This is a genomic window from Parageobacillus toebii NBRC 107807 (assembly GCF_003688615.2).
Taxonomy (GTDB): domain Bacteria; phylum Bacillota; class Bacilli; order Bacillales; family Anoxybacillaceae; genus Parageobacillus_B; species Parageobacillus_B toebii.
Genome location: NZ_CP049703.1, coordinates 49,335 through 68,091, shown reverse-complemented (window position 1 = coordinate 68,091; position 18,757 = coordinate 49,335). Strand labels below are relative to the sequence as shown.

At 42.6% G+C, this 18,757-nt stretch carries 19 protein-coding genes and 1 pseudogene; 19 read left to right on the top strand and 1 reads right to left on the bottom strand.

The annotated features are described in order from the left end of the window. Positions 1–5 precede the first annotated feature (5 nt). The 19 genes and pseudogenes from mnmA to DER53_RS00290 all read left to right on the top strand — a co-directional run bounded on the left by mnmA (position 6) and on the right by DER53_RS00290 (position 18,370). Entirely contained in the window at positions 6–1,121 is a 1,116-nt protein-coding gene (gene mnmA / locus DER53_RS00380) for a tRNA 2-thiouridine(34) synthase MnmA (protein ID WP_015864605.1), read from the top strand. Between the two features lie 168 nt (positions 1,122–1,289). Further along, positions 1,290–1,959 (top strand): annotated as a pseudogene (locus DER53_RS00375) (tetratricopeptide repeat protein). 10 nt (positions 1,960–1,969) lie between these two features. Then, positions 1,970–4,324 (top strand): SF1B family DNA helicase RecD2, encoded by a 2,355-nt coding sequence (gene recD2, locus DER53_RS00370; RefSeq protein WP_062753002.1) that lies wholly within the window; start codon positions 1,970–1,972, stop codon positions 4,322–4,324. Between the two features lie 35 nt (positions 4,325–4,359). Next, the gene (locus tag DER53_RS00365) at positions 4,360–4,833 is read left to right on the top strand and encodes a PRC-barrel domain-containing protein (RefSeq protein WP_062677180.1); all 474 of its coding nucleotides are present in this window, start codon (positions 4,360–4,362) and stop codon (positions 4,831–4,833) included. Between the two features lie 15 nt (positions 4,834–4,848). Further along, entirely contained in the window at positions 4,849–5,040 is a 192-nt protein-coding gene (locus DER53_RS00360; protein ID WP_015864601.1) for a hypothetical protein, read from the top strand. Between the two features lie 12 nt (positions 5,041–5,052). Further along, positions 5,053–5,187 carry a YrzQ family protein gene (locus DER53_RS00355; RefSeq protein WP_015864600.1) on the top strand — a complete coding sequence of 45 codons (135 nt, stop codon included), beginning with the start codon at positions 5,053–5,055 and terminating at the stop codon, positions 5,185–5,187. Positions 5,188–5,289: 102 nt separating this feature from the next. Continuing rightward, on the top strand, positions 5,290–6,351 hold the full coding sequence (locus DER53_RS00350; RefSeq protein WP_062753000.1) for an AI-2E family transporter: 1,062 nt from the start codon (positions 5,290–5,292) through the stop codon (positions 6,349–6,351). Between the two features lie 328 nt (positions 6,352–6,679). Next, complete coding sequence (gene alaS, locus DER53_RS00345) at positions 6,680–9,313, top strand: alanine--tRNA ligase (protein ID WP_062752998.1); 2,634 nt, start codon at positions 6,680–6,682, stop codon at positions 9,311–9,313. Between the two features lie 67 nt (positions 9,314–9,380). Continuing rightward, the gene (locus DER53_RS00340; protein WP_015864597.1) at positions 9,381–9,647 is read left to right on the top strand and encodes an IreB family regulatory phosphoprotein; all 267 of its coding nucleotides are present in this window, start codon (positions 9,381–9,383) and stop codon (positions 9,645–9,647) included. A 3-nt stretch (positions 9,648–9,650) separates the two neighbouring features. Further along, positions 9,651–10,067, top strand: a complete 417-nt coding sequence (gene ruvX, locus DER53_RS00335) for a Holliday junction resolvase RuvX (protein WP_015864596.1) — start codon at positions 9,651–9,653, stop codon at positions 10,065–10,067. A gap of 14 nt (positions 10,068–10,081) precedes the next feature. Then, positions 10,082–10,369 (top strand): DUF1292 domain-containing protein, encoded by a 288-nt coding sequence (locus tag DER53_RS00330; protein WP_015864595.1) that lies wholly within the window; start codon positions 10,082–10,084, stop codon positions 10,367–10,369. A 118-nt stretch (positions 10,370–10,487) separates the two neighbouring features. Further along, positions 10,488–11,582: an endolytic transglycosylase MltG gene (gene mltG / locus DER53_RS00325; RefSeq protein WP_062752997.1), complete on the top strand. Its 1,095-nt coding sequence runs from the start codon at positions 10,488–10,490 to the stop codon at positions 11,580–11,582. Positions 11,583–11,721: 139 nt separating this feature from the next. Beyond that, on the top strand, positions 11,722–12,375 hold the full coding sequence (locus tag DER53_RS00320) for an O-methyltransferase (RefSeq protein WP_062752995.1): 654 nt from the start codon (positions 11,722–11,724) through the stop codon (positions 12,373–12,375). Then, positions 12,372–13,301 (top strand): peptidase U32 family protein, encoded by a 930-nt coding sequence (locus DER53_RS00315; RefSeq protein ID WP_062677182.1) that lies wholly within the window; start codon positions 12,372–12,374, stop codon positions 13,299–13,301. The genes DER53_RS00320 and DER53_RS00315 overlap by 4 nt, the downstream gene beginning before the upstream one ends. A 27-nt stretch (positions 13,302–13,328) precedes the next feature. After that, positions 13,329–14,597 carry a peptidase U32 family protein gene (locus DER53_RS00310; RefSeq protein WP_015864591.1) on the top strand — a complete coding sequence of 423 codons (1,269 nt, stop codon included), beginning with the start codon at positions 13,329–13,331 and terminating at the stop codon, positions 14,595–14,597. A 1-nt stretch (position 14,598) separates the two neighbouring features. Beyond that, positions 14,599–15,234, top strand: a complete 636-nt coding sequence (gene udk / locus DER53_RS00305) for a uridine kinase (RefSeq protein WP_015864590.1) — start codon at positions 14,599–14,601, stop codon at positions 15,232–15,234. A gap of 139 nt (positions 15,235–15,373) precedes the next feature. Next, the gene (greA, locus tag DER53_RS00300; protein WP_041269715.1) at positions 15,374–15,850 is read left to right on the top strand and encodes a transcription elongation factor GreA; all 477 of its coding nucleotides are present in this window, start codon (positions 15,374–15,376) and stop codon (positions 15,848–15,850) included. Between the two features lie 48 nt (positions 15,851–15,898). Further along, positions 15,899–17,677, top strand: coding sequence for a peptidoglycan D,D-transpeptidase FtsI family protein (locus DER53_RS00295; RefSeq protein WP_062752993.1), 1,779 nt, complete (start codon positions 15,899–15,901; stop codon positions 17,675–17,677). Positions 17,678–17,761: 84 nt separating this feature from the next. Beyond that, positions 17,762–18,370, top strand: a complete 609-nt coding sequence (locus DER53_RS00290) for a YrrS family protein (protein WP_062753227.1) — start codon at positions 17,762–17,764, stop codon at positions 18,368–18,370. 28 nt (positions 18,371–18,398) lie between these two features. On the opposite strand, the gene DER53_RS00285 is transcribed toward DER53_RS00290, so the two are convergent. Beyond that, positions 18,399–18,605, bottom strand: a complete 207-nt coding sequence (locus DER53_RS00285; RefSeq protein WP_062753225.1) for a YrzA family protein — start codon at positions 18,603–18,605, stop codon at positions 18,399–18,401. Positions 18,606–18,757 lie beyond the last annotated feature (152 nt).

Sequence of the window (18,757 nt, the reverse complement as noted above, 5' to 3'; positions counted from 1 at the left end):
ACAAAATGAACAAAGCCCCAAAAGATACGCGCGTTGTTGTCGGCATGTCAGGCGGCGTTGATTCATCGGTAGCGGCGTTGCTTTTAAAACAACAAGGATACGATGTCATCGGGATTTTTATGAAAAACTGGGATGACACAGATGAAAACGGTGTTTGCACAGCGACAGAAGATTATGAAGATGTTGTACGCGTCTGCAATCAAATTGGAATCCCATATTACGCTGTTAATTTTGAAAAACAATATTGGGATAAAGTGTTTACGTATTTTTTGGATGAATATAAAGCTGGACGCACTCCGAATCCCGATGTCATGTGCAACAAAGAAATTAAGTTCAAAGCATTTTTAGAACATGCGCTATCGATCGGCGCTGACTACGTAGCGACCGGGCATTACGCGCGAGTGGAGTATCGCGACGGCGAATATAAAATGTTGCGCGGTGTTGACCAAAATAAAGATCAAACGTATTTTTTGAACCAATTAGGGCAGTCGGTACTATCGAAAGTGATGTTTCCGATCGGGCATCTCGAAAAAGCGCAAGTACGGCAAATTGCTAAAGATGCTGGGCTTGTCACAGCGACAAAAAAAGACAGCACGGGAATCTGCTTTATCGGCGAACGCGATTTTAAAGAGTTTTTAAGCAATTATTTGCCGGCGAAGCCAGGTATTATGCAAACACTGGACGGTGAAGTGAAAGGAAAGCATGACGGAGTGATGTATTATACAATCGGGCAGCGCCACGGTCTTGGCATTGGCGGAAGCGGCGAGCCATGGTTTGTCGTTGGCAAAAATGTAAAAGAAAATATTTTGTACGTTGCACAAGGATTCAACAATGAATATTTATATTCGACTTCGCTCATTGCGACAAATGTTAACTGGGTATCGGACCGCAAACCGACAAATTCATTCCAATGCACGGCAAAATTCCGTTATCGTCAGCCAGATACAGGTGTTACTGTTCATATTATCGACGATGACAAAGTAGAAGTCGTCTTTGATGAGCCGGTTCGCGCTGTTACGCCGGGACAAGCTGTTGTATTTTACAATGGTGAAGAATGTCTCGGCGGCGGAACGATAGACGAAGTATTCCGCAATGGAGAAAAACTTTGGTATGTTGCCTAGACAAACGAAAGGCGGTTTGTGCAGCTAAGAAAGCTGTGGACGAAGAAAATAGAAGCAATCCAAACAGCCAAAAAAAGCCTCAACTCTATTGTGGGTTGGGGTTTTTCTATAAATTGATAGAAAATTACGAACATATGTGCTATAATTGATATAAGGAGTGAACGGAAAATGGAAGATAAAAATCAAATAGGAATTTCCCATATGCAAAAAGGAAACTATGAAGAAGCGATAAAATGCTTTCATGATGCGATTGAGGAAAATCCGGATGACCCGATTGGCTACATTAATTTTGGAACAGTGTTAGCCAGTGCTGGAGAAGAGGAAAAAGCGCTCCATTTTTTCAAAAAAAGCGATTGAGCTCGACAACAACGCGGCGACCGCATATTACGGGATAGGATCTGTATATTACAAGCGTCAACAATTTGCGCAGGCGAAGGATATGTTTGAACAAGCTATTCAAAAGGGGCTAAACGATGGAGACGCCTTTTTTATGCTTGGAATGTCGTTGATGCATTTAGAGGCACCGCGTCTTGCTCTTCCGTATTTACAGAGAGCGGTGGAGTTGAATGAACAAGATACCGAGGCGATATTTCAGCTTGGGCTATGTCTTGCGCAACTCGAATTTGTTGATGAAGCGATGAATTATTTTCAGAAAACGATTCAGTTAGATAGCAGACATGCAGATGCGTATTATAATTTAGGTGTTATATATGCTTATAAAGATGATATAAAGACAGCGATGGAAATGTTTACGACCGCTCTTCAGATCCAGCCGGACCATTTGTTGGCGGGATATGGGAAAAAGATGATGGAAAAAGCGTTAGGAAATAAGGGGTAGGGGATTCCCATTGCAGCAACAAGAATCGTTTGTTTTAGGGGAAACATCGTTTATTAAAGGGGCATATATTTCTACGATTTTTCATAATGAAGCAAATTTATATTCCGTCGTTCGCGTTCGAGTGGTGGAAACGAACGAAGCATATGATGAACAAGAAGTTGTTGTAACTGGATATTTCCCCAAAATGAATGAGCATGATACGTATATTTTTTATGGAAAATTTCACGACCACCCGAAGTTCGGGCGGCAATATGTTGTGGAACATTTCCGGAAACAATTTCCAAACACAAAAGACGGAATCATTCATTACTTATCAAGCGATTTGTTTAAAGGAATTGGGAAAAAAACGGCAAAAGCGATCGTCGAAGCGCTCGGCGAAAATGCTATTTCGAAAATTTTAGCGGATCCTAGCGTATTGGACGATGTTCCGAAATTGTCAAAACAAAAAGCAAAAGAGTTGTATGATACGTTGCGTGCCCATGAAGGGTTAGAACAAACGATGATTGCTCTTTCTCAATTTGGTTTTGGTCCGCAATTGTCGATGAAAATTTACCAAGTATATCAAGATGAAACCCTTTCTGTTATTCAGCAAAATCCATACCAGCTTGTCGAAGATGTGGAAGGGATCGGATTTGGCCGCGCCGATGAATTAGGATACCGTCTTGGCATTTCCGGCAGCCATCCTGCTCGCATTCGTGCTGCTTGTTTGTTTGTGTTAGAGCGGGATTGTCTTCAAGAAGGGCATGTTTATGTGACGAAAGAACAGCTTATGACAAGCGCGAAACAGCTTTTGGAGGCGAAACGAAGCGAAGCGATCAGTGAGGAAGCCATCGAGCAAATGCTGTTAATGCTTGCGGAGGAAGGAAAATTAATCAATGAAGAGGAAAAATTTTATATTCCATCCCTTTATTTTGCCGAAAAAGGAATCGTAACCAATGTAAAACGTCTTTTGCAACAAACAGAAGCAGTGATAACGTTTCCGGAATCGGAATTTTTATTAGCGCTCGGAAGGCTGGAGGAACGTTTATCCGTTCAATATGCTCCCTTGCAAAAAGAAGCCATTCGACAAGCGATTTCTTCCCCGTTATTTATTTTGACGGGTGGTCCTGGCACAGGAAAAACGACGGTGATTAAAGGAATCGTAGAAATTTTCGCTGATTTGCACGGTCTTTCTCTCGATCCGAAAGATTACACGAAAGATCACCCATTTCCGATTTTGCTTGCCGCGCCGACAGGAAGGGCGGCAAAGAGAATGAGTGAAGCAACGGGATTGCCTGCTGTTACGATTCATCGTTTGCTTGGCTGGAATGGCGCGGAAGGCTTTACACATGATGAGGATGAGCCGATTCGCGGGAAGCTCTTAATTGTTGACGAAATGTCCATGGTCGATACGTGGCTGGCCAATCAGCTATTTAAGTCGATTCCGGACGGCATGCAAGTGATTCTCGTCGGCGACGAAGATCAGCTGCCATCCGTTGGACCTGGACAAGTATTAAAGGATTTATTACAAGCGGGTGTCATCCCGACCATTCGGCTAACAGAAGTATATCGGCAAGCGGAAGGTTCATCGATTATTGAATTGGCGCACCAAATGAAAAATGGTGTCATCCCCCCGGATTTAACAGCACAAAAGGCGGATCGCTCATTCATTCGCTGTCAGACAGGGCAAATTGCTGAAGTCGTCCGGCAAATTGCTGATAATGCGCGAAGAAAAGGCTTTGCAGTAAAAGATATTCAAGTGCTTGCGCCAATGTATCGCGGTCCTGCCGGAATTGACCGCCTTAATCAAGTGTTGCAAGATTTGTTTAATCCAAAATCAGAGAAAAAGCGGGAACTTTCTGTCGGCGATGTAGTGTATCGGGTTGGCGATAAGGTGCTGCAGCTTGTCAATCAGCCTGATGACAATGTATTTAATGGTGATATCGGTGAAATTGTCGCCATTTTTTACGCAAAAGAAAATACGGAAAAACAAGATTTAGTCGTTGTTTCTTTTGATGGCATTGAGGTAACGTATTCGCGGCAAGATTTGTCGCAAATTACACATGCGTATTGTTGTTCCATTCATAAATCGCAAGGAAGCGAATTTCCAATTGTCATTTTGCCGGTTGTAAAAAGCTATTATCGCATGTTAAAGAGAAATTTATTATATACTGCGGTGACAAGAAGCAAACAGTTTTTAATTTTATGTGGGGAAGAAGAAGCGTTTAAGTTAGGCATTGCCCGCAGTGATGATGGTGCTCGGCAAACAACGTTAACGGAAAAGTTGCAAAGATCTCTTGCACCGATTACAGAAGGAGAACTGCCGATGGAGGATGCGAACATCGGAATGGAAAACGTTTCACCGTATGATTTTATGAACGACTAGCCAAGCTAAACATGTCTGGAAAGGTGGAGAGATCTTTGCGGACATTTTCACATCTAAAAGGTCTTCCCGTATATGAACAAAAAACGGGAAACACTGTTGGAAAAATAAGTGATATTTGTTTTACCAATACGGGGAAAGTTCAAGGATTTATCGTGGAAAGCAAAGGATGGCTTGCGCGCCATCGATATCTTCCGCTTGACGGCATCCAAGCGATCGGAGCGGATGGAGTTGTCGTTTATGATGCTGCGCTTTTACAATCGTTCTCCTCTTTCCAAAATGGCTACTCTCTTTACGGCGAGCGGGGAATTGCCGGAAAACCGGTGATTACCGCGGATGGGAAAAAACTCGGATTATTAGAAGATGTATATTTTCATGGGCAATTGGGCATAATCGGAGGATATGAGATCACAGACGGTTTTTTTGCCGATTTGACGGAAGGAAAAAAGCGAGTAGACGCTGTCCCTTTTACGGTAGGGGAAGAAGCGGTTATTGTAAACACGACCATGTAAGGAGAGTGGCTGTTTGTGCTCATTTGCCCAAATTGTAAAAGTAAAAATTTAGGGAAAATTGGTGTCAACCAATATTATTGTTGGGATTGCTTTATCGAGCTTTCTGTTTCGAAGGGAATTATTCATGCTCATCAAGTCGAGGAAGACGGAACGTTAAGCTCGCTAGATGACTTGTTTGATGAACATGAGCGCACGATCCAATTTTAGGAGGGAACGAGCATGAATCGCACAATGACCTCTCTGTTAGCGTTAGGATTAGGAGTTGCTGCTTACCAATTTGCACAACGCAACGGTTTGATGAACAATCGTGCCATGAAAAAAATGCGCCGCCGTGTGGCGAAAGCGATTCGTTAGCAAGAAGTACAAAGTGCCGATTCCCGATATTTCTTACGGGAGTCGGTGCTTTTTTGTATAATTCCGTTTTCTGCACCCACACTAACGATAGGGGGTGTTGCCATGGGAGAGAAGCAATGGCTGTCCATCATTCGTGTTGGCAAATGGCTGTTTGTTACGATCATTATTTATTTAGTTATTCGCATGAAAGAAGTATGGCTGCCGGTTGTTGATTTATTCGCTACTGCACTCATTCCGTTTTTTATTGCCGCGTTTATTACGTATTTATTGCATCCATTGGTGGAATACATTCATGAAAAAGGCATTCCGCGCTGGGCGGCTATTTTGTTCATTTATTTTCTTTTTTTCGGTGGAATTGGGTATGGGCTTTATAAAGGAATTCCGCTGTTTATTCAACAGCTAAAAGATTTAAGCGAAAGTTTGCCGGCATTGATAGAGACATATCGGAACTGGACAAAACAAATTCATAATCAAACATCGGCATGGCCAATGGAAATTCACACAAGAATTGAAGCAATGCTCATACAGCTGGAACAAACAGCAGCGAATGCGTTAACAATGGTGATCAATGGCGTAAAAGGGATTGTAAATTCCGCGATGTTGTTTTTGCTCATTCCGTTTATTGTTTTTTACATGCTCAAAGATATCGATCAATTGAAAAAAGCAGTATGGTACATTACTCCAAAACGATGGCGCGAACCAGGGATCGCATTTTTAAAAGATGTAGATGAATCTCTTGGCAACTATATACGCGGACAATTGTTCGTAGGATTAGTAATTGGAAGTGTTGCCGCATTTCTTTTATGGATTGCTGGTATGGATTATCCGCTTTTACTTGGGTTTATTATTGGGGCAACGAATATTATTCCATATTTTGGACCAGTGATTGGGGCGATTCCCGCCGTGATTTTGGCAGCTACCGTTTCGCTAAAAATGGTGCTTATTGTCGCTGTCATTATTTTTCTTCTTCAATTTTTAGAAGGCAATATTTTATCGCCGCTCATCGTCGGAAAAAGTTTGCATATGCATCCGCTCGCGATTATGTTTGCTTTATTTTTTGGCGGGGAAATCGCAGGAGTGCTTGGCCTTATTGTTGCTGTTCCGCTTCTTGCCGTATTAAAAGTGGCTCTTCTTCATTGGAAAGAACATTATCAACCACATTGACAAATAAATGCAGCTTGTCTATAATCTTCAATGAAAAAGCGAATACATAACGCGATGACGGATCGAGTATGTTACAGTCCATCTTAAAGCGCGTGCTCGCGCACAGAGAGGAATTTCCGCGGCTGAAAGAAATTCCAGATGAAGGGTAACAGAACGCTAATCCGGAGCGCAGGCAAAACCTGACGTAATAGCCACGTTACGGCGTTTGAGGTGATGAACGGCTTGCCGTTCATAAACAGGGTGGTACCGCGAGCGTAACTCTCGTCCCTGAAGGGGATGAGAGTTTTTTATATTCAAGTTCAATACGGCGAAGAAAGGGAGGATCATGATGAAAAAGCTTACTTCCGCACAAGTAAGGAAAATGTTTTTAGATTTTTTCAAAGAAAAAGGCCATGCGGTTGAACCGAGTGCATCGCTCATTCCTGTCGATGATCCGTCATTGTTGTGGATTAACAGCGGTGTTGCTACATTAAAGAAATATTTTGATGGCCGCGTAGTTCCGGATAATCCGCGCATTTGTAACGCACAAAAGTCCATCCGTACAAACGACATTGAAAATGTCGGAAAAACGGCACGCCACCACACATTTTTCGAAATGCTCGGAAACTTTTCGATTGGCGATTATTTTAAGCGAGAAGCAATTCATTGGGCGTGGGAATTTTTAACAAGCGAAAAATGGATTGGCTTTGATCCGGACCGGTTGTCTGTAACGATTCATCCGGAAGACGATGAAGCGTTTGAAATTTGGCATAAAGAAATCGGCCTTCCGGAAGAACGCATTATTCGTTTGGAAGGAAATTTCTGGGATATCGGGGAAGGACCGAGCGGACCGAATACAGAAATCTTCTATGATCGCGGCGAAGAGTTTGGAAATGACCCAAATGATCCAGAGTTGTATCCAGGCGGGGAAAATGACCGCTATCTAGAAGTCTGGAACTTGGTATTTTCGCAATTCAACCATAACCCAGACGGCACGTATACACCGCTTCCGAAGAAAAATATTGATACAGGCATGGGACTAGAGCGGATGTGTTCGATTTTGCAGGGAGTGCCAACCAACTTTGAAACAGATTTATTTATGCCAATCATTCGCGCGACAGAACAAATTTCCGGGGAAAAATACGGTGTCGATAAGGAAAAAGACGTAGCATTTAAAGTGATTGCCGACCATATTCGGGCGGTCACGTTTGCGATTGGCGATGGAGCGCTTCCATCTAATGAAGGCCGTGGATATGTATTGCGCCGTTTGTTGCGCCGCGCGGTTCGTTATGCAAAACAACTTCATATTGAACGTCCGTTTATGTATGAGTTGGTGCCAGTTGTTGGCGAAATTATGAATGACTTCTATCCAGAAGTAAAAGAAAAAGCGGCGTTTATCCAAAAAGTCATCAAAAATGAAGAAGAGCGTTTCCATGAAACGCTTCATGAAGGATTGGCGATTTTAGCAAGCGTCATCCAAAAAGAAAAAGAGCGCGGAAGCAATATCATTTCCGGAGAAGATGTGTTCCGCCTTTATGATACTTACGGCTTTCCAGTTGAACTAACGGAAGAATACGCGCATGAAGAAGGAATGGAAGTCGACCATGACGGATTTGAACGGGAAATGGAACGTCAACGCGAGCGCGCTCGCGCTGCTCGCCAAGATGTTGATTCGATGCAAGTACAAGGCGGTGTGCTTGGCGATATCAAAATAGAAAGCGAGTTTGTCGGTTACGATCAGCTTCATGCGCAATCTACTGTCGCCGTTATCGTAAAAGACGGCCAGCTTGTCAATGAGGTGAAAGAAGGAGAAGAAGCGCAAATTATATTGGATGTAACCCCGTTCTATGCGGAAAGCGGCGGTCAAATCGCTGACCAGGGATGGATTGAAAATGAAACGACAAAAGCGTTTGTAAAAGATGTCCAAAAAGCGCCAAACGGGCAGCATCTGCATCATATCATTGTCGAAAAAGGAACGTTGAAAAAAGGAGAAACATATACAGCGCAAATCGATGAAGTGAAACGAGCGAACATTATTAAAAACCATACGGCGACCCATTTGTTGCATCAAGCGTTAAAAGACGTGCTCGGGCCACACGTCAACCAGGCAGGATCGCTAGTCGCCCCAGACCGCTTGCGCTTTGACTTCTCGCATTTCGGACAAGTAAAACCAGAGGAGTTAGAACGCATCGAAGCGATTGTCAATGAAAAAATTTGGCGCAGCATTCCTGTCGAGATTTTCTATAAGCCGCTTGCGGAAGCAAAAGCGATGGGGGCGATGGCTTTATTCGGCGAAAAATATGGGGATATCGTCCGTGTCGTGCAAGTAGGCGATTACAGTTTAGAGCTTTGCGGAGGCTGCCATGTGCCAAACACTTCGGCAATCGGTTTGTTTAAAATCGTTTCTGAATCGGGTATTGGCGCAGGCACTCGCCGGATTGAAGCCGTGACAGGCGAAGCGGCGTATCGCTTCATGAATGAACAAATCACCTTGTTGCAAGAAGTCGCACAAAAATTAAAAACGAATCCGAAAGAGATTGTTAACCGCATTGATGCATTAATGAATGAGATCCGCCAATTGCAGCGTGAAAATGAATCACTTGCGGCACGCCTCGGAAACATGGAAGCAGCCAACCTTGTAAACAAAGTGAAAGAGGTAAACGGAATTCCTGTGCTCGCAAGCAAAGTAAATGCCAATGACATGAATCATTTGCGCACAATGGTGGATGAACTAAAACAAAAATTAGGATCGGCGATTATCGTATTAGCAGCTGTACAAGGGGAAAAAGTAAACTTGATCGCCGGAATTACAAATGATTTAATTGAAAAGGGATATCATGCCGGAAAATTGATTAAAGAAGTTGCCGTTCGCTGCGGAGGTGGAGGCGGCGGCCGCGCTGACATGGCGCAGGCAGGCGGAAAGGACCCAAGCAAAGTCGGAGAAGCCTTGCAATATGTCGAACAATGGATAAAATCCGTTTGATAATTGGCAAAGATAGTGTACAATGGATGTAAGATAGGGAGATGCCAGAACGGAGAGAGGTGGAACGGTGAGCTCATTTGACCAAACTATGCAGTTTCATTTTTCTGAAGAGCCGGCCGAAACGAATATTCGTGAAGTGTTGTTAACGGTGTATGACGCTCTTCAAGAAAAAGGGTACAATCCAATTAACCAAATTGTCGGTTATTTACTATCTGGCGACCCTGCTTACATCCCTCGTCATAAAGATGCCCGGACGTTAATTCGAAAAGTGGAGCGCGATGAATTAATTGAAGAATTAGTGAAATTTTATTTACAAGGACAGCGAAAGGATTAACGTATGCGTGTATTAGGACTTGATTTAGGCACAAAGACGCTTGGGGTGGCCGTTAGCGATGAATTAGGCTGGACTGCGCAAGGCATTGAAACGATTTCTATTGATGAGGAACGCGGAGAATATGGATTAAAACGGCTCCGGGAAATTATTGATGAATACGAAGTCGATACGATCGTCGTTGGATTTCCAAAAAATATGAATGGTACAGTCGGACCGCGCGCAGAGGCGAGTCAGCGCTTTGCCAAATTATTAGAGAGCGAATTTTCGCTTCCTGTTATATTGTGGGACGAACGTTTGTCCACAATGGCAGCGGAGCGGATGTTAATCACCGCTGACGTCAGCCGGAAAAAACGAAAGCAAGTCATCGATAAAATGGCGGCTGTCGTTATTTTACAGTCATATCTTGACAGCAAACAGTAAATGGAGGAGAAAATATGGAACACGGAGATCGACATATTACTGTTGTCGACGAAAACGGCAACGAACAATTGTGTGAAATATTGTTTACGTTTGAATCAGAGGATTTTGGAAAATCTTATGTGTTTTATTATCCGGTAGGCGCAGAATTTGAAGATGAGGAAGAAACGGAAATTCATGTGTCGGCATTTATTCCAGGAGAGGGAGAACAAGAAGGAGAATTGTTGCCGATTGAATCAGAAGAAGAATGGGAAATGATTGAAGAGGTATGGAATACGTTCTGCGCCGAACAAGATGAAGAATAAGAAAATACAAAGATGGCCGATGATAGATGGGCCATCTTTTTTTTGTAGAAAAAAGCAGGAGGATAGCGAAAAATGTGAAAGTTTGTAGTATAATATCACGAGTGAAAGGAGGTTTTCCATGTATAATGACCAATTTTTTCAAAAAGATGCACAAATTGTACGAAAGATTGTGTTGATTGTTTGCATCGCTGTTTTTATCGCATGCATCGCTATAGCAGGAGGAAGCTATTTCTATATAAAATCAGCGTTACAACCCGTCGATCCGGATGACCGCACTCCTGTTCATATATCGATACCGATCGGCTCTTCTGTTAATGATATTGCCAATATGTTAGAAGAAAAACAGCTAATTAAAAGCTCATTGGTGTTTCGCTATTACGTGAAGTTGAAAAACCATGTTGGTTTTCAAGCGGGAGAATACCGATTAAATCGATCCATGTCGATGGAAGATATTATTGCCGTCTTAAAAACGGGAAAAGTAACAGAAAAAAAGGGGTTAAAGCTGACTATTCCGGAAGGGACGCAAATTACGCAAATTGCTGCTATTATTGCGGAGAAAACAGGGTATAAGAAAGAAGAAGTGCTTCGACAATTAAATGACCGCAAATATATCGAAAATCTTATTCAAAAATACCCGTCCATTTTATCCAAAGATATTTTAAATAAAAATATACGCTACCCACTAGAAGGTTATTTGTTTCCTGCTACTTATTCCTTTCATGAAAAAAAGCCTTCTATTGCGGAGATTGTGGAAACGATGTTAAGAAAAACAGAAAAAGTATTAGCAAAGTATGAACGTGATAAGAAAGAAATGAACATGACGACACATCAGCTTTTAACCATGTCTTCCTTAATTGAAGAAGAAGCGACAGAAAAGGCAGATCGCGAAAAAATCGCGAGCGTGTTTTACAACCGTCTCCGTATAGGCATGCCGTTGCAGACAGACCCTACTGTCTTATATGCGCTTGGTAAACATAAAGATCGCGTCTATTATAAAGATTTAGAAGTGAAATCTCCTTATAATACGTATATTCATAAAGGACTTCCTCCCGGACCGATTGCGAACGCTGGGGAAATGTCGATTCGAGCGGCACTGAAACCTGCGAAAACCGATTATTTGTATTTTCTTGCCACACCAGCAGGGGATGTCATTTTTACAAAGACATTGGAAGAACATAATCGCGAGAAAGAAAAATACATTGGAAAACAATAGAATGATATGTGAATCGCTGGAGCAGGAGCAAAAATATTTCGCATTTCGCATGTTTTATGGTAGTATATATAAAGTTATCAATCACCACCCTGTAATAAGAGTCCTTATGTGACTCTTATTTTTACGAGGAGGGGCTCTTTTGATATTAAAAGAAGTAGCACATTATCTTGAACAGTTTATCCCTGAACGGGATGAGCAAATAAAAGAGATAGAGCGTTACGCCAAGCAGCATCATATTCCGATTATGGAGGTTGTCGGAATTGAAATGATGCTGCAATTATTAAAAATTGCTAAGCCGAAGCGTATTTTGGAAATCGGCGCTGCTATTGGCTATTCCGCCATTCGCATGGCAAAAGCGCTTCCTGATGCAAATATCGTGACCATTGAGCGGGATCAAGGGCGATATGAACGCGCGCTTTTTTATATAAACAAAACGGGGACAAGCGAGCAAATTCGCGTAATTTTCGGCGATGCGCTGAACGTATACAACGATGTCGCAAAATACGCCCCGTTTGATGTCATTTTTATCGATGCGGCGAAAGGGCAATATCAGCGTTTTTTTCAAATGTATGAGCCGCTATTGCAAGAAAACGGCCTAATCATTACGGATAACGTATTATTCAAGGGGCTTGTCGCAACCGAAGAACCGGTTGAAAATAAACGGATTCGCCAGTTAGTGTCGAAAATTCGCCGCTACAACGAATGGCTTATCGGGCGGTCTGATTACGAAACAGTCATTCTTCCGATCGGCGATGGGATCGCCATATCACGAAAAAGAGGTGAAAAGCAGTGAAAAAACCAGAATTATTAGTGACGCCGACGAGCGTTTCTCATATACATGATTTAGCCAATGCCGGCGCTGATGCGGTGATGATCGGCCAGCAGCGTTACGGTCTGCGCCTAGCGGGAGAGTTTTCCCGTGCGGATGTGGCAGAGGCGGTGAAGATTGCCCGTTCATATGGCATGAAAGTATATGTTGCGATGAATGCAATTTTCCATAACGACAAGGTGGACGAACTTGGCGATTATATAAAGTTTCTCTCTGATACAGACGTGGATGCGATTGTTTTTGGCGACCCGGCGGTTTTAATGACTGTACGTGAAGTGGCCCCTCATATGAAATTGCATTGGAATCCAGAAACGACGGCAACAAACTGGTATACGTGCAATTATTGGGGGCGGAAAGGAGCGAAACGTGCTGTCCTTGCCCGGGAATTAAATATGGATGCAATTTTAGAAATTAAAGAGCACGCCGAAGTAGAAATTGAAGTGCAAGTGCACGGGATGACTTGCATGTATCAATCTAAACGCTCTTTAATTGGAAACTATTTCGAATATCAAGGAAAAGTAATGGAAATCGAACGAAAAAAATATGAAAAAGGCATGTTTTTGTATGATAAAGAGCGCGATAGTAAATACCCGATTTTTGAAGACGAAAACGGCACACATATTATGAGCCCGAACGATATTTGCATTATTGATGAGCTTAGTGAGATGGTGGATGCAGGCATCGACAGCTTCAAAATTGATGGAGTATTGCATCAGCCAGACTATATTACGGAAGTGACAAAGCTATATCGCCGCGCCATTGATTTATGTGCCGAAAATCGGAAGCAATACGAGGAAGAAAAGGATGAGCTGCTGGCGAAAATCGAAGCGATCCAGCCAAAACATCGCCCGTTGGATACCGGATTTTTCTTTAAAGAAACGGTTTACTAATACAAACAGAAAAGGAGGAGCAGTCGGATGCTGTTAAAAAACGATAAAATTTCCGAGGTCATTAACGGCAAGCGCGTGATTGTGAAGAAGCCCGAGCTTCTCGCTCCAGCCGGCAACCTAGAAAAGCTAAAAATCGCCGTGCATTATGGAGCAGATGCGGTATTTATCGGCGGACAAGAATATAGCTTACGCGCCAACGCCGACAATTTTACGCTTGAAGAAATTGCGGAAGGAGTGCGCTTTGCAAACCAATATGGCGCAAAAGTGTATGTGACAGCGAACATTTATGCACATAACGAAAACATTCCCGGGCTCGAAGAATATTTGCAGGCGCTAGAACAAGCAGGTGTTCACGGCATTATTGTCGCTGATCCGCTTATTATCGAAACGGCGCGTCGGGTGGCGCCGAAATTAGAAGTGCACTTGAGTACGCAGCAGTCGATGGCAAACTGGAAAGCAGTTCAATTTTGGAAAGAAGAAGGATTGGAACGCGTGGTGCTCGCACGCGAAACGACCGCGGAAGAAATTCGGGAAATTAAAGAAAAAGTCGATATTGAGATTGAGGCGTTTATTCATGGGGCGATGTGTTCCGCGTACTCCGGCCGCTGTGTATTAAGCAACCATATGACAGCACGCGACTCCAACCGCGGGGGATGCTGTCAATCATGCCGCTGGGATTACGATTTATACCAATTAGAAGGGGATAAAGAAATACCGTTGTTTGATGAAAATGATGCACCGTTCGCGATGAGCGCAAAAGATTTGAATTTAATTCGCGCGATTCCAACGATGATTGAATTAGGCGTCGACAGCTTGAAAATCGAGGGGCGGATGAAATCGATCCATTATGTGGCGACAGTCGTGAGTGTTTATCGCAAAGTAATCGATGCCTATTGCGCCGACCCAGACAATTTTGTCATTCGCGAAGAATGGATAAAAGAGTTGGATAAATGTGCCAACCGCGATACGGCTCCATCTTTCTTTGAAGGAATGCCGGGCTATACAGATCATATGTACGGTTCTCATAGCCGAAAAACAAGCCATGAATTTGCCGGTCTTGTACTGGATTATGATAAAGAAACGAAGATCGTCACATTACAACAACGCAACTTTTTTAAACCAGGAGATGAAGTCGAATTTTTTGGACCGGAAATTGAAAACTTCACACAAGTAGTGGAAAAAATTTGGGACGAAGATGGAAACGAGTTAGATGCTGCACGCCATCCATTGCAAATTGTCAAGTTTAAAGTAGAGCGAGAAGTCTTCCCATACAACATGATGAGAAAGGAGATCTAACATGGGGAAGAAGCCTGTTGTCATCGGTGTTGCTGGCGGGTCCGGATCGGGGAAAACGAGTGTGGCCAGGGCGATTTATGAGCATTTTGGCGATCGCTCGATTTTAGTGCTTGAGCAAGATTTTTACTATAAAGATCAAAGCCATCTCCCGTTTGAAGAGCGGCTGCGGACGAATTATGACCATCCGCTTGCGTTCGATAACGATTTGTTGATCGAACATATTCACAAATTATTGCGGTATGAGCCGATCGAAAAGCCAGTTTATGATTACAAGCTTCATACGAGATCCGATAAAGTTATTCACGTTGAGCCAAAAGATGTTATTATTTTAGAAGGGATTCTTGTATTAGAGGATGAGCGATTGCGCAACTTAATGGATATTAAAGTATATGTGGATACGGATGCGGACATTCGCATTATTCGCCGTTTGCTCCGTGATATTAATGAGCGCGGCCGTACGCTGGAGTCGGTGATCGAACAGTACGTTTCCGTCGTTCGCCCAATGCATAATCAATTTGTGGAGCCGACGAAGCGCTATGCCGATATTATTATTCCAGAAGGCGGCCACAATCATGTAGCCATTGATTTAATGGTTACAAAAATTCGCACAATTCTTGAACAAAAATCGTTTTTATAATAACATAACATAAACAAAATAAATATTTATAATAACAAGTAAGCGTACGAGCAACTTTTTTGTTGTTCGTACGTTTTACATAAACACATTTTTTGCATCATAACAACAATAAAGAAAATATATAGAGGAGTGAAGCATGATGGCAAACGAAAAGCAATTTCCAATGACAAAAGAGGGAAAAGAGAAACTGGAACAGGAACTTGAGTATTTAAAAACAGTAAAGCGAAAAGAAGTAGTAGAACGCATTAAAATCGCCCGTGGATTTGGTGATTTATCGGAAAACTCCGAATACGATGCGGCAAAAGATGAACAAGCATTTGTAGAAGCGCGAATTCAAACGCTTGAAAACATGATCCGCAATGCGGTTATTATCGAAGAGGACACCGAAAATCCAGATGTGGTTTCGCTAGGAAAATCGGTTACGTTTATCGAACTTCCAGATGGGGAAGAAGAAACATATACGATTGTCGGAAGCGCAGAAGCGGATCCGTTTGAAGGAAAAATTTCCAACGACTCTCCAATTGCAAAATCGCTTCTTGGCAGAAGAGTTGGGGAAGAAGTTACGGTACAAACGCCAGGAGGCGAAATGCTTGTCAAAATTGTTGCAGTAAAATAGGTTTTAAAACGAAACACCTCGTCGAAAATGAAGATGAGGTGTTTTTTTATGTGGAAAAAACGAACAATGGTTATACTTTCTATTATTCAAATTGGAATTTTTCTTCTTATCGGGCGGCTTGTTCAAATTCAACTGATTAGCACAGAGTCGTTTTCGAATAAAAAAGTCAACTTGATCGAAAAAAGCATCGAACAACGAACACAAGAAATGGTCATTGATAATGGAAGGGGAACGTTTATTGATCGGCACGGAAAGCCGCTTACGAATGAGTATATTCCTTCTCTTGTTTTGTTTCCTTTTTTAAAGAAGATGGAGTGGCCTGTCGAAAAATTAGCAGAAATCCTCCATATCTCTCCTCATATCATTATTGATCAACTAGAAAAGGCAAAAGAACCGTTTATTTTTACCATTGATGGTACTCCATTTGTGTTGAAAGAAGAACAAATGGAAAAAATTAATCAATTACATATTCCTGGTGTGTTTGCGGTTCAAAAACAGCATCCGCTTGAGAAAACATATGCACAACATTTAATTGGTTTTACCCGCACGGACACCCAGCTTTTGCGTTCCCGTTATCCAAAACGGAATCTTTCGCCACATACTGAAGTAGGAATTCATGGGTTGCAAAAGGCGTTTGACGAATTTTTAATCCCGGAGGGGGAAACGAAACTGTTGTATCATGTCGATGCGGAAGGCGGCCCTTTATTTGGGATTAATGTGAAGTATAGTGATCCTGGCAATCCATTTTATCCTGTTTCTGTTCAAACGACGATCGATCGTGATTTGCAGCAAATCGCTGAAACCATTGTTCGAAAGCATCATTTGAAAAAAGGCGGCATTGTATTGTTGGACATCGAAACGAATAGTGTGCTTGCCATGGTTAGCCGCCCTGATATGGATCCTCGAAATCCATATAAAAATCACGGAGCGGAAAATCAAATGATTTTGCCGCAAACCCCTGGATCGATATTTAAAACCGTTGTTGCGGCAGCAGCGCTAGAAAAAGGAATGGTTTCCAAACAAACAACGTTTGATTGCAGTAAAAAAATAGACGGAGTGACGCCTGATGATGCTCATTCTTACGGAATGCTAGGATTTGAAGAAAGTTTTGCCGCAAGCTGCAACAACGCCTTTGCGACACTTGGAAAAAAACTCGTTCAACAAGACCCTGACATTCTTGAAATATATGCAAAAAAGCTGGGATTATATCCGCTTTCAGGATGGCAAGGAGATGTATATCATGAGACCAATTTTGAGCAATTTCCAGAAGAACGAAAGGGAACGATCTGGCACGATGCCAAAGATAAGCGTATACCGCTTGCTGTGGCACAAACGTCGATCGGGCAAAAAGATGTACGTGTATCGCCGCTTGCGGTTGCCAATATGATGGCCACCATTGCGCGAAATGGCGAGGCAAAGCAAGTGAGAGCAGTAAGTAAAGTTTTATATAAAAACGGCACCACCTTTTTTACGTTTCCACAGCAGCCTTTTTCCGATGAACAGCCGATTTCTCCTGTCACTGCGAGTAAACTGCAGCAATTATTGAGAAAAGTGGTTGTTGATGAACGCGGCACAGGACGCCGATTTCAGTCACTTCCATATGCGGTAGCCGGAAAATCGGGAACGGCGGAAACAGGGAAAATGTCCCATAATGAAGAGTTGGTTAATAAATGGTTTGCCGGCTATTTTCCTGCCGATGAACCGAGATACGCGCTCGTTGTCGTAGAGTTGGACTGTCCCGGCTCACAGACGGTGACAAACGATGTATTTTATGATCTTGTTCAGAAAATATATGAATTTGACAATAGGGACAGAAATTGGCGATAACAACGAAACTGTTTATTAGAGGAGCATCATCTGATACAATAAGAACAGCTATACGAAGGAGGGGTGAAACGGTTGGCAAACGAAATGGGCCAGCGTTTTGCACAGCGGGCAAAGCGCCGTAAAATCAATCGTATTCTCAATACAGCGATTGCCATAGTAGTTTTGTTCATTATCGTTGTCGCATGGAATTTGTTTTCCAATGACGACCGATCGAGCGAACAAGCAGCAAAGCCACAACCAAAGACAGAAGTCAAAAAAGATAGTGACGAAAAAAAAGTGGAAGTAGAGATTAATGAACAACAAGAGAAAGACGAAGAAAGCGAGCAAACAGATCAGGAAGAAACGAGCGAAGAAGAGCAAGAAGTGATAGAAACTCCAGGGCCTCCTGGGTCGAATATAGAAACAGAAATTGTGAATCCTGCATGGCAGCCGATTGGTACGACACAGTCTGAACCACATGTCACCCAGTTTAAGAAAGATTCTGTGGATTGGAAGGAAATGTTAGACGCCGTTAGCTATGCGACCGGCCTTTCCCAATCCGATATGATTGTTTGGTTTATCGGCAACAACGGACCGAATAAAGCTGTAGCAACGATCTCTACTAGAGATAAAGCACAGTATTACAAAGTATATATTGAATGGGTGGAAAACCAAGGATGGAAACCGACGAAAGTGCAGAAATTAAGAAAATAAGCGGATTTCCTTTTTACAGGAAATCCGCTTATTTTTTCGCCTTAAAGTGAACCACTGCGCTGTAGAACCGCTTTCCGTTTTCCGCCATATGCATTTGGTGGGAAACGTGGTGGACATGAAGCAATAGCGCTTTATTATGTTCAATTTGCTCGTTAATTTTTTTCTCTAGTGTCTGCAAATCATCTGCTTCAAAAAATTCGATTTTATCTTCAATGAGATCAAGGGAAATATTCATATCCATCATTCCTCCTTTCACCGCCAAGTGTAGCAAACTTCAGCAGCATTATCTATAAATTCTGCTTCTTGTGATCTATTTTTTTCGACTGTCGGTAACCGAACAACAACCCGTTATGCGGACAAATGTCATTTGTCCGCTACGGTGTTGTT